12 protein-coding genes are annotated in these 11,480 nt (G+C 62.7%); 4 read left to right on the top strand and 8 right to left on the bottom strand.

Annotated elements, in window-relative coordinates:
• The first annotated feature begins 44 nt into the window (after window positions 1-44).
• From BC363_RS02735 to BC363_RS02725, 3 genes are all read left to right on the top strand, one after another.
• Window positions 45-1,001 (top strand): helix-turn-helix domain-containing protein, encoded by a 957-nt coding sequence (locus tag BC363_RS02735; RefSeq protein ID WP_065786362.1) that lies wholly within the window; start codon window positions 45-47, stop codon window positions 999-1,001.
• A 360-nt stretch (window positions 1,002-1,361) separates the two neighbouring features.
• Window positions 1,362-2,870 carry an aldehyde dehydrogenase gene (gene adh / locus BC363_RS02730; protein ID WP_065786363.1) on the top strand — a complete coding sequence of 503 codons (1,509 nt, stop codon included), beginning with the start codon at window positions 1,362-1,364 and terminating at the stop codon, window positions 2,868-2,870.
• A gap of 131 nt (window positions 2,871-3,001) precedes the next feature.
• The gene (locus tag BC363_RS02725) at window positions 3,002-3,394 is read left to right on the top strand and encodes a DUF779 domain-containing protein (RefSeq protein ID WP_141690208.1); all 393 of its coding nucleotides are present in this window, start codon (window positions 3,002-3,004) and stop codon (window positions 3,392-3,394) included.
• Between the two features lie 85 nt (window positions 3,395-3,479).
• Here BC363_RS02725 and BC363_RS02720 read toward each other — a convergent pair whose 3' ends face one another.
• The 8 genes from BC363_RS02720 to lgt all read right to left on the bottom strand — a co-directional run bounded on the left by BC363_RS02720 (window position 3,480) and on the right by lgt (window position 10,807).
• Entirely contained in the window at window positions 3,480-3,833 is a 354-nt protein-coding gene (locus BC363_RS02720) for a hypothetical protein (protein ID WP_065786997.1), read from the bottom strand.
• Window positions 3,834-3,850: 17 nt separating this feature from the next.
• Window positions 3,851-4,090 (bottom strand): hypothetical protein, encoded by a 240-nt coding sequence (locus BC363_RS02715; RefSeq protein ID WP_065786365.1) that lies wholly within the window; start codon window positions 4,088-4,090, stop codon window positions 3,851-3,853.
• Between the two features lie 513 nt (window positions 4,091-4,603).
• Window positions 4,604-5,536, bottom strand: a complete 933-nt coding sequence (locus BC363_RS02710; RefSeq protein WP_065786366.1) for a ribose-phosphate pyrophosphokinase — start codon at window positions 5,534-5,536, stop codon at window positions 4,604-4,606.
• Between the two features lie 206 nt (window positions 5,537-5,742).
• Window positions 5,743-6,555 carry a hypothetical protein gene (locus BC363_RS02705; RefSeq protein WP_065786367.1) on the bottom strand — a complete coding sequence of 271 codons (813 nt, stop codon included), beginning with the start codon at window positions 6,553-6,555 and terminating at the stop codon, window positions 5,743-5,745.
• Between the two features lie 89 nt (window positions 6,556-6,644).
• Window positions 6,645-7,796 (bottom strand): Xaa-Pro peptidase family protein, encoded by a 1,152-nt coding sequence (locus BC363_RS02700; protein WP_065786368.1) that lies wholly within the window; start codon window positions 7,794-7,796, stop codon window positions 6,645-6,647.
• A gap of 1 nt (window position 7,797) precedes the next feature.
• The gene (pgeF, locus tag BC363_RS02695; protein ID WP_065786369.1) at window positions 7,798-8,592 is read right to left on the bottom strand and encodes a peptidoglycan editing factor PgeF; all 795 of its coding nucleotides are present in this window, start codon (window positions 8,590-8,592) and stop codon (window positions 7,798-7,800) included.
• Window positions 8,593-8,845: 253 nt separating this feature from the next.
• The gene (locus BC363_RS02690; RefSeq protein ID WP_065786370.1) at window positions 8,846-9,949 is read right to left on the bottom strand and encodes a class I SAM-dependent methyltransferase; all 1,104 of its coding nucleotides are present in this window, start codon (window positions 9,947-9,949) and stop codon (window positions 8,846-8,848) included.
• Window positions 9,950-9,961: 12 nt separating this feature from the next.
• The gene (gene lgt, locus BC363_RS02685) at window positions 9,962-10,807 is read right to left on the bottom strand and encodes a prolipoprotein diacylglyceryl transferase (RefSeq protein WP_065786371.1); all 846 of its coding nucleotides are present in this window, start codon (window positions 10,805-10,807) and stop codon (window positions 9,962-9,964) included.
• A gap of 191 nt (window positions 10,808-10,998) precedes the next feature.
• Here lgt and BC363_RS02680 point away from each other — a divergent pair, with 191 nt between their 5' ends.
• Complete coding sequence (locus BC363_RS02680) at window positions 10,999-11,259, top strand: accessory factor UbiK family protein (protein ID WP_065786372.1); 261 nt, start codon at window positions 10,999-11,001, stop codon at window positions 11,257-11,259.
• Window positions 11,260-11,480: the final 221 nt, after the last annotated feature.

The raw sequence follows: 11,480 nt of genomic DNA, 5'->3' as shown, positions 1-11,480 counted from the left end.
TCGTGACCTGCGGTTGCCGGACGTCGCTTGCAGGGAGGAAGCCGATGCCTGCCGTCAGGGATCACACGGAATATGTCTATCAGGTCGCGCACCAGTCGTCGGCGGCTGCAAGTTCGCCCGTTGCTGCTTCCTGGCGTCGTTGCATGACGCTCCATGGCCTGGCGCCTGAGGACAGGCGCACGCCGCTTCGACTTTCCGAAAGCGAGTTCCGACTGGCCCGTCAGAGATCGGCAGAGTTGATCGCGGAAGCAGGCGGCGAACTCGACCGGTTGTTCGCGACCGTCGGCAAGGCTGGCTGCTGCCTGCTTCTGACCGACGACAAGGGCGTGGCGCTCGAGCGGCGTGGTGCTGTCGGTGACGATGCGGATTTCCGAGGCGTCGGCCTGTGGTCGGGAACCGTGTGGAGCGAGGCGAGTGTCGGCACCAACGGCATCGGCACGGCGATCGCCGACGAGCGCGCCGTCATCATCCAGCGCGACCAGCATTTTCTCAGCAGCAATATTGGGCTCAGCTGCACCACCGCACCGATCCGCGATCATCGCGGCCGGTTGGCGGCCGCGATCGATATCTCCACCTGCCGCGACGACGCGTCGGAAATCACCATCTCGCTGCTGTCACAGGCAGTGCGCGATGCCGCCGCACGCATCGAGGCGGGGCTCTTCCGCCGCGCCTTTGCCGGATCGCGGATCGTGCTCGTGCCGGTCAACCGGGCTGGGCCGGCGCTCTTGGCGGTCGATCGCGACGATCTCGTGCAGGGCGCGACGCGGGCGGCGCGCCAATGGCTGGGGCTTGACGACAAACGCATCGCGTCGGGCATTCCGGCATCGGACCTTCTTCGGGAGGACCCGTCTGGAGACGGAAGCGAGCTTCCCGATGCCGAGCGGGCAGCCCTTCGGCGGGTACTGTCGCGCGCCAATGGCAATGTATCGATGGCGGCCGAACTGCTCGGCATCAGCCGCGCGACGCTCTATCGCAAGATGAAACGGCTTTCGGTCAACTGATCTTTCAACGTCATCTGAAGGCTGCCCCTCACCCTAACCCTCTCCCCGCAGGCGGGGCGAGGGGACGTGCCCGGCGGCGGCGACCACGGGTCGGAGCTTGAAATGGGAACGGGATAGTGCCGTGACTGCCTTCTCCCTGCTTACGGGGAGAAGGTGCCGGCAGGCGGATGAGGGGCGGATACCGGACAAACGATCACGCGTTCCTCTCCTTGCTGCATTGCAGCACGGAGACCTGAGCCCAGCTGTCTCAATAATGAAACAGATCGCGTCGCAGGCGACCGCGCCTCACTTTCGAAGACGCACGTTCGCCATCACCTTCCTCCCACAGCTTTGGTTGCTGGTTTACAGGGAGGAATGAGCATGTTGCATCAGAAGATCGTCGAGAGCCCGTTCAGGCAGAAATATGGCAACTTCATCGGCGGCGAATGGCGCGAGCCGGTGGCTGGGCGCTACTTCGACAATACGACCCCGGTGACCGGCGGCGTGCTTTGCCAGGTTGCGCGCTCCGATGCGGCCGATATCGAGCTTGCGCTTGATGCTGCCCATGCGGTCAGGGAAAAATGGGCGCGCACCTCGGCTGCCGAGCGGTCGAACATCCTGATGAAGATCGCCAGCCGCATGGAAGACAATCTGGAGCTTCTGGCGCGGGCCGAGACCTTCGACAACGGCAAGCCGATCCGCGAAACCATGGCCGCCGACATTCCGCTGGCGATCGACCATTTCCGCTATTTCGCCGCCTGCATCCGCGCTCAGGAGGGCTCGATCGGCGAGATCGACCATGACACGGTCGCCTATCACTTCCACGAGCCGCTCGGCGTCGTCGGCCAGATCATCCCCTGGAACTTTCCGATCCTGATGGCCGCGTGGAAACTTGCCCCGGCGCTTGCCGCCGGCAACTGCGTGGTGCTGAAGCCGGCCGAACAGACACCGGCCTCGATCCTGGTCTGGGCGGACCTCGTCGGCGACCTGCTGCCGGCCGGCGTGCTCAACATCGTCAATGGTTTCGGTCTTGAGGCCGGCAAGCCGCTGGCCACAAGCCCGCGCATCGCCAAGATCGCCTTTACCGGCGAAACGACGACCGGGCGGCTGATCATGCAATATGCCAGCCAGAACCTCATTCCCGTGACGCTCGAGCTTGGCGGCAAGTCGCCGAACATCTTCTTTGCCGACGTGCTTGCCGAGGATGACGACTATTTCGACAAGGCGCTCGAAGGGTTCGCGATGTTCGCGCTCAACCAGGGCGAAGTCTGCACCTGCCCGAGCCGGGCCCTTGTTCAGGAAAGCATCTATGACCGCTTCATGGAACGGGCGCTGAAGCGGGTCGAAGCGATCCGCCAGGGCAATCCGCTCGACAGCGCCACGATGATCGGTGCGCAGGCGTCGAGTGAGCAGCTCGAAAAGATCCTCTCCTATATCGACATCGGCAGGCAGGAGGGCGCTGAAGTGTTGACCGGCGGCGGCCGCAACGTGCTTGAAGGCGAGCTGGCGGAAGGCTTCTACGTCAAGCCGACCGTCTTCCGCGGGCACAACAAGATGCGGGTGTTCCAGGAGGAGATCTTCGGGCCGGTGGTGTCCGTGACCACGTTCAAGACGGAAGCCGAAGCGTTGGAGATCGCCAACGATACGCTCTACGGCCTCGGCGCCGGTGTCTGGAGCCGTGATGCCAATCGTTGCTACCGCTTCGGTCGCGAGATCCAGGCAGGGCGCGTGTGGACCAATTGCTATCATGCCTATCCGGCCCATGCGGCCTTTGGCGGCTACAAGCAATCGGGTATCGGCCGCGAGACCCACAAGATGATGCTCGACCACTACCAGCAGACCAAGAACATGCTGGTCAGCTACAGCCCGAAGGCGCTCGGCTTCTTCTGAGCCATTGCACGTTTCCCTCTTCGCTTTTGGCGGAGAGGGCCTCCCGGGTGCGGCCGAGGGCTCTTTTCCAGCTCTCGCCCTCGGTCCACCCTCTCTTTGAAACCGCAATGCGCAGGGCCTGCGCAAGGAGGTTGGACATGGCCGCCACCGAACTGCGCGTGCTGGCGACCGACGCGGCGCTAGATTTCATCGCCGAAATCCGGCGCGACCATCCGGACATCCTGTTTCACCAGTCGGGTGGCTGCTGCGACGGCTCGTCGCCGATGTGTTATCCCGCCGACGACTACATCGTCGGCGACCATGATGTGAAGCTCGGCGAGATCGGCGGCGTTCCGGTCTATATCAGCGCCAGCCAGTTCGAAGTCTGGAAGCACACGCAACTGATCATCGACGTGGTGCCGGGCAGGGGTGGGATGTTCTCGCTCGACAATGGCCGCGAGAGACGGTTTCTAACGCGCTCGCGCCTATTTGACGGCGCGGAAGCCTGCCCGCTGGCGACCACAACGACAAGCGCCGGCGCATGACCGCTCCTTCCGTCAGCGTGACCTGACGGCCGTGTCCTCTGTCTCGCGGCATTCGCGACCGCTTTTCGTCCGATCCGCGCGTGTTCTACTGCAGACTACCGTCGCCGCCGCGGTCGGCGGCCTTGAAATCGGCCATCACACTGTTCAGGAACTCGCTCTGGGTGATCTTGCTGTCGCGGTTCACGTTGATGGCGGCAAACTGTTGCGCGTTCAGGACAGGCGCTACCTCGTCGGAGCTCAGAGTGCCGTCCTTGTTCTTGTCCAGATTTGCGAAAGCCGTTGTCATGAATGCCTGATATTCGGACCGGCTGATCGCGCCGTCTCCGTCGCGGTCGAGCCGATCCATTTGCCCCTGATACATCGCCGCAGGCTTATCCTGTGCGGCGACCGGAGCGAGCTGGCAAAGCACGGATGCCACAACCAGAGCCACTTTTCGCATTTCGTAGCCTTTCGCAATCAGCGGCAAGTCAAGGCACTACCGGCCGCACCGCCAAGCGTGGCGCCGCCGCCGACAGCCCAGAGCTGACCGCTGCCTGCGCCGATGGCCGAGCCGGCGAACCCGCCAAGGATTGCGCCGCTGACGGTTCCGGCAAGGCAGCCGAAATCGCCGGTGCTCGTCCCGGAACTCGCAGCAGATTGGCAGCCAGACAAGGCGAGGCCGCCTACAAAAATGAGGATTAGCGTACGGTTATTCATCTTTTCCTCCAAATTATCCGTGCGTGATCAGGATAGATCGTGGAGCCGCCACCTAAGTGGCACTGCATGGAAGTAACGTTCCGAAGATGTGCTTCGAAGTGTCAAAAGGTCTTCTGTTCGAGAAGTACCTTATCGATGAACAATGCAGTCTGCAGAGGAAGACGCCAGCTGCAGCGGGCAAATGTTACCCCCGCGGATGGAAGATGACAACTCTTGGGGTGGGCAATAAAGCGCCGCGCCGTCTAACCAGGCGCGCAAAGATCACTGTAGCACTTTGATTTGTTGCACAATTTCATCGTTAAATCGATTCCGATTTAACGATGAAATTGTGCCGGAAGACATGTCGCACAAAAGTGCGCAGCCGTTTTGCGACGACGACATGCGTGAAATCGAGCAGTTGAAGCGCGTTGCATAAGGCTGCTTGAACGCAACGCGCTCTTCAGGGACGACGTAAAATGGACGCCAAATCCCGCCTGACGAAGACGGGTACTTTTGTGGGCGGCCGAGCCTATCTCAGTCGAAGAGGCTCGAAACCGATTCTTCCTGGCTGGTCCGGTTGATCGCTTCGCCGAGCAGGGTTGCCGTGGTGATGACGCGGATGTTGTGCGCGGACTGGACCGCCGTCGTCGGCTGGATCGAGTCGGTGATCACCAGCTCCTTCAGCATCGACGAGGTGACGCGGGCAACCGCGCCGCCGGAAAGCACGCCGTGGGTGATGTAGGCGGTGACGCTGGTCGCGCCGTGCTTCAAAAGCGCTTCGGCGGCGTTGCAGAGCGTGCCGCCGGAATCAACGATGTCGTCGATCAGCAGGCAGTCCTTGCCCTTCACGTCGCCGATGACGTTCATGACTTCCGATTCACCCGGGCGGTCACGGCGCTTGTCGACGATCGCCAGCAGACAGTCGAGTCGCTTGGCCAAAGCGCGGGCGCGCACCACGCCGCCGACGTCGGGCGAAACGACCATGACGTTCTTCAGGTCGTAGTTTTCCTTCACGTCGCGGGCGAGGATCGGGATCGCGTAGAGATTATCGGTCGGGATGTCGAAGAAGCCCTGGATCTGTCCGGCGTGAAGATCGAGGGTCAGCACGCGGTCGGCGCCGGCTTCGGTGATCAGGTTGGACACGAGCTTGGCCGAGATCGGCGTGCGCGGACCGGGCTTACGGTCCTGGCGGGCATAGCCGAAATAGGGGAGCACCGCGGTGATGCGGCGAGCCGAGGAGCGGCGCACCGCGTCGATCATGATGAGCAGTTCCATCAGGTGATCGTTGGTGGGGAACGAGGTCGACTGGATGATGAAGACATCCTCGCCGCGCACGTTTTCGCCGATCTCGACGAAAATCTCCTGATCGGCAAACCGCCTTACGGTCGCTTTTCCAAGAGGCAGGTTGAGATAGTTGCAGATCGCTTCGGCCAGCAGCCGGTTCGAGTTGCCTGCGAAAACCTTCATTGACGGACCGCCTTGAGCTGGCGCGGCTACCGTCCGGGTTCATCCGGGAGCGGCATTTTCCGCGCAGATTCCGAGAGCCATTCCAATCGCGGACATTCTTTGCGGATGGCCGCCGTTCAGAGCTGATCGGCCGCTTTTTAGCGACACTGAACTTGAATGCAAGGGGAATGCTGCGCCGCGAAGCGCATTATCCTAAAAACTTTGCATCAACCGGGCCTGGATTGCCGCCATTCGAGGTAGGAACTGATGGTTTTGGTGGCGATTGCCTGCATGGTTTCGGCCGGAACGCCCTCCCAGAGATCGGCGCCGACTGCAGCAACCGAGTCCTGCCCCTGGATGCGGTGCAGTCGGTTGCCGCTGCCGTCGAGTACATCCCAGACATAGACGATCGTGGTCTTGCCGTTGTCCTTCAATGCCGAGAAGTAGCCCTTGAGGATGTGCTCGCTGCTGGCATCGGCCGAACCCTTGATCGTCAGGCCATGGCTGCGCGCCTCGGCGCCGAGCTGTTTGGAAAGCGGTGCGACGGCGGCCACTGGCGCACCGATGATCGGCAGGAAGCGGATCGTCCCGCTTGTTGCCGTGCTTGCGGAAGGAACGGAGGCGACGGCCGGCTGCTCCTCAACCGCTTCTGTAGCCGCCTCAGACGTTTCAACGGGCGCCGGTTCGGCAAGCGTTATGGTGTTTTGCACCGGTTCGGCACCGGAAGCGAGCCGGCTTGCCTGCGCCTCAAGCGAGCCGGCGGGGTCGGTGTAGGTGCTGTCGCCGGTCGCATATTGCGTCGGCATGCTGACTGGGGCCGGCTGGGAGGCGAAGGCCTGGGTCCGTTGCACCGGCGAGCTTTGCACCGGAACGACGGCCGTCTGCGTCGACATCGACTCCAGATCGGATTGCGTCACCGGTGGCGAGCGGAACGTTCCGCCGCCGACGTCGACCTGCGGTATCAGCGCGTCCGTGCTGTTGCAACCTGCCAGCGCGGCAACAAGACCAAGGCTTGCAATGGGCGTGATAAGCTTTCGCATCGTTCAAACCGTCCGTCTCTCTTTCGCGGCAGTTCTGTGAAGTCAGCTCCTGTTGTCTGCCATTTGCGCATGAGTGTAGGCGGATTTCCCTAAGCAGAAATGAAGTCCAGCCCATAACGGGATAGAGCACGCGGCGTATCGGTGGTTGTGATGTAGGTCTGGCCGAGCGTCATCGCGGTGCCGCTGTCGGAATCCATGATGATCATGTGCACGAACAGCGACATGTCCGGCTCGATCTCCTGCGGGTTGCCGGCGTGGAACATCTGGTGCTCCATCCAGGAGGGCGAGAAGCGTGCGCCGAGCGAATAGCCGCAGGCGTTCAGCCGATGCCGGGCAAGGCCGCGTTCGTCCATGATCTTGGCATGCATGTCGAAGACGGTGCCGAAGGTGTTGCCGGGGCGCAGCACCATCTCGATCGCCTGGATGGTCTCGCGGCAGGCGCTGTAAAGCTCGCGGTGGCGGTTGGTCGGTTCGCCGACAACGACGGTGCGCATCATGGCGGCGTGATAATGGGCGCTGACGCCTGCCCATTCGAGCGTCAGCTGATCCTGGCTGTCGAGCAGCCGACGGCCTGCCTTGTAACGGCAGAGCAGCGCGTCGGCGCCGGAGCCGATGATGAACTCGTTGGCGGGGTAGTCGCCGCCGCCGGCTAGGATCGCGCCCTGCATCGCGGCAAGGATATCGGCTTCGTTTGCGCCGGGGCCGATCAGCGGAAGTGCTGCGTCGAGCGCGTCGTCGGCAAGGCTCGCGGCCCTTTCCACATGGGCGATTTCCGCCGGGCTCTTGATCAGGCGCAGGCGGCTGACGAGCAGCGAGGCATCGACAAGCTCGCCGAAGGTCGAAAGCTGGTGGTCGACGAGCCGCGCTGTGCGGCCGGTCATGCCATGGGTGTCGTATTCGACGCCGATGCGGTTGCCGAGCAGGTCCATTTCGCTCAAGAGGTTCTTCAGATCCATCGTCGGGTCGGCGTTGACGCGGTCGACCCAGATCTCGATGCGCTCGATGTTGGAGGTGTGACGGGCCTGGCGCAGGTCGGCCGAGCGCGTGAGCAGCACCATTGAGCCGTCCTTTTTGACCACCAGCGTCTGGAAGAAGCAGTAGCCGAAGGTGTCGTAGCCCGTCAGCCAGTACATGCTTTCCTGCGCAAACAGCAGAACCGCGTCGAGCTTGTCTTCGCGCATCTTCGCGGTCAGCCGCTCAAGGCGGGCGGCATATTCCTCCTGGGCAAATTGCAGCGCCATGTCAGGTCTCCCGTATGCAAATTGCGGATATCTGCCGGCCGTAGTCCGCTTCCTGCCGATGCGTGGTGCGGCGGTAGGAAAAGAAGCGGTCCTCGTCGGCATAGGTGCAGATGTCGAGGTTCTCGGCAGTGATGCCGGCTGCGGTGAGGCGCGCGATGGTCAGGCCCGGCAGGTCGAACATGGCATGCCCGTCGCGTTCGGATGGGTCGAAGAATTGCGCATAGCTGTCGTCGGTTGCGAGGAACCGGTCGACAAACTCGGCGCCGACTTCGTAATTGCGCCGGCTGATCGACGGACCGAGGCAGGCAACGATGCGCTCGCGACTGGCGCCGAGCGTCAGCATGGCCTCGATGGTGCTTTCGAGCACGCCGCCAAGCGCGCCCTTCCAGCCGGCATGGGCAGCGCCGATGACACCGGCATCCGCGTCGGCAAACAGGATCGGCCCGCAATCGGCCGAAAGCACGCCGAGCACGATGCCCGGCGTCGCCGTCACCAGCGCGTCGGCATCTGGCCGGTTGCCATCATAGCTGCCGTCGACGACGACCGCATCGGGAGAATGGACCTGGTGGACGGTGGCAAGCTGCTCCGGGTCGGCACCGAACCACCGGCTGACACGGGCGCGGTTCTCGCCGACCCGGTGCTTGTCGTCGTTCGAGCCAAGGCCGACATTCAACCCGCGATAGATGCCTTCGGAAACGCCGCCCTGGCGGGTGAAATAACCATGTGCGATCGCCGGACCGGCCTTGTCGCTGAAGAGCGAGCTTTGCACGGGGGAAAGCGCGGCATCGTGCTGCATCGGTGTTTTCGCCCTTTGCTTTGACGTGAGTTTCAATGAGGTTGGGGGCAGTGCGGCCCGGTGGCTGGCGGCTGATTTGCCAGCGCGATGTTGACCCGCGCCGGCGGGGCTGTCAATTGCCGAACGACAGGGGGCCGTCCGGCGGTGGCTCTCGAGCGATGGCGCGAGGTACCAAAGGCAACGTTCAAAGGGCGCTGCAGCACCCTCAATCACTCGCATGATTTTCACCCTGGGGACGTTATCGTCGAAGCAATTATGCCTTCGGTTTGCGGAACGGCGGAAGCGCGATCGGCGGGCTGCTGACGGCGAGCACCTTGAAGAGTTCGCCCATCTTGCCTTCGCCGGATCCGGCAAGCCTGTCGACATCCTCGCGGATGCCTTCCTGGGTCGCTGCATCCTTCTCGCGGCCCAGTGCTGCGGCGCGTTCGAGAAGGCCAAGGCCGAGCAGGAAGTCGCCCTGGTGGGCAAGCCCGTTGATCTGCAGGCCATCGCTCTTTGCGCGTCGTGCGAGCTGCTCGAAGTCGACATGGCTGGTCAGGTCGGCGCGGCCGGGATTGGCAAGCGGCGGGTCGTAATGATGGCCGAGCAATGCCTGCAGCGTATCGCCGTAATTGGTCGCCAGGTGCCCATAGTCGATGATGACCGCGGTGCCGCCTCCGATCTTCAACCGTTCGCAAAGGGCGGCCATGACGGCGTCGCGGGCAGGGGCGATCTCGAAGATCGTGCCTTCGGGAACCGCCTGTGCAGGCGTCGGCAGCAGCGTCGGGTCGATGCCGGCGACCCCCGCGGCAAATGTCAGCTCGTCGTCAGCGTTAAGCCCGACCATGCGTTCGCGAAACCCTTGCGGCGTTCGGACGAACTGGCGGATCGGGATGGCATCGAAAAGCTCGTTGGCCGCCAGGAGCAGGAAGCCTTCCGGCAGCGTTTCGAAACTGGTGTGCCATTCCACCTTCTCGCCATGCGCAACCAGCGTTTCCGCCTGCACCTTGCGCAGGCGCTCGCTCGTTTCGACGAGATGGACGCTGGCGGCGGCATAAAGTTCGGGGGAAAGGCGCCTGACGACCCGCAGGACGTCCGACATCATCGTACCGCGGCCGGGACCGATCTCGACGATCATGGTCTGCTTCGGCGTGCCATGCTGCTGCCAGGCATGAACGAGGAAGATGCCGATCATCTCGCCGAAAAGCTGGCTGATTTCCGGGGCCGTGGTGAAGTCGCCCGCTTTGCCGAAGGGTTCGCGGACGCGGTAGTATCCGTATTCCGGATCCGCGAGGCAGAGCGAGAAATAGTCGGTGACGCTGATCGGTCCGTTGGTTCTGATCAGCGTCTTTATCTTGTCCGCGAGTGGTGTCGTCATGCGTCCGTCCAGTTATGCGGCGGCGACGGCGGCCCGGCGTGCCCGGGCGATGGCCCAGATGCCGGCAAGCGCCATCGGCAGCGAAAGCAGCATGCCCATCGTCAGCCAACCGCCGGCGAGATAGCCGATCTGCGCGTCCGGTTCGCGGAAGAATTCGACGAAAATGCGGCTTGCGGCATAACCGAGCACGAAGATGCCGGTGACAAGGCCCGGCGATTTCAGCGCATGGCGGCGATAGATGAACCAGGCGATGACCGCAAGCAGCACGAGGCCCTCGAGCGCTGCCTCGTAGAGCTGGCTCGGGTGGCGGGCAAAGGGGCCACCGGTCGGAAACACCATTGCCCAGGACATGGACGACAGACGGCCCCAGAGTTCGCCATTGATGAAGTTGGCGATGCGGCCGAAGAACAGGCCGATCGGCACTACGGCTGCGACGATGTCGAACATGCTCCAGATGGCGATGCCGTTGCGGCGCGCAAAGATGATCATGGCGATCGTCGTGCCGAGGAAGCCGCCGTGGAACGACATGCCGCCATTCCAGATTTCGAGCGCTCGGATCGGATTTTCGAGAACGGAGCCGAGATCATAGAAGAGGATGTAGCCGATGCGGCCGCCAAGCACGATGCCGCCGGCTGCCCAGAGCAGGAAGTCGTCGAGCTGCGCCAGCGTGGCGGCCGGCTCGCCGTTGCGCCAGAGCGACGTATTCTGCACGAGGCGACGGGCGTAGTACCAGCCAATGAGGATGCCGGCGACATAGGCAAGGCCATACCAATGGACGGCAAGCGGACCGATCTGGAAGATCACGGGGTCGATTTGAGGGAAGGGGAGAATGGCGAGGCGGGTCGCAATGGTTTCCAAAATGTCTTCTCGTTCCGGACCGGTTGTTTTGCCGGAACATGGCGATCGAATCCGGCGGGGTCAAGGCCGTTTGCCGCCGGTGGCCGGCCACAATTTGGTGATTTTTCTTGCATCCGTTCGCGCCTGACCCTACCTGAAAACCAGGACCGCATCGCAATGCGAAGCGGCGGCTGAACATGGAGATCAGGACGATGAGCACAGGCGCCAACCGCATCATGGACGATTTTGCCAAGCTGATGACCGATGCTGCAGGGGCGGCCCAGGGCGTGCGTCGCGAGGTCGAGACCGCCTTTCGCGCCCAGGCCGAGCGCGCGATGAATTCGCTTGATGTCGTCAAGCGCGAGGAGTTCGAAGCCGTGAGGGAAATGGCGATCAAGGCGCGCGACGAAAACGATGCGCTTCTGGCGCGCATCGAGGCTTTGGAAGCGCGCCTCGCCAAAAGCGGCAAGTAACGCGATTCCTGCCAAATAACGGCTTTTCAACGTTTCTACTTCGCCCGCGGATCGATTCTGCGGGCGTTTTGCTGTCGCTATTCCTTGGCGGTGTGAAACGCCGCATATGGTGGTTAATAAAACCTGAAAAGTTTTCCACCTGTGGACACTGGCAAAAAACCCTTATGCCAGAGTCGTTTAACCACCCGCGCTGAATGGAAATGGCAACGCCGAGGCGGTTG

The sequence above is a fragment of the Ensifer sp. LC384 genome (assembly GCF_001695865.1).
Classification (GTDB): Bacteria; Pseudomonadota; Alphaproteobacteria; order Rhizobiales; family Rhizobiaceae; genus Ensifer.
The sequence above is the reverse complement of the archived record's forward strand: the minus strand, read 5'-3'. Positions and strand labels throughout refer to the sequence as shown.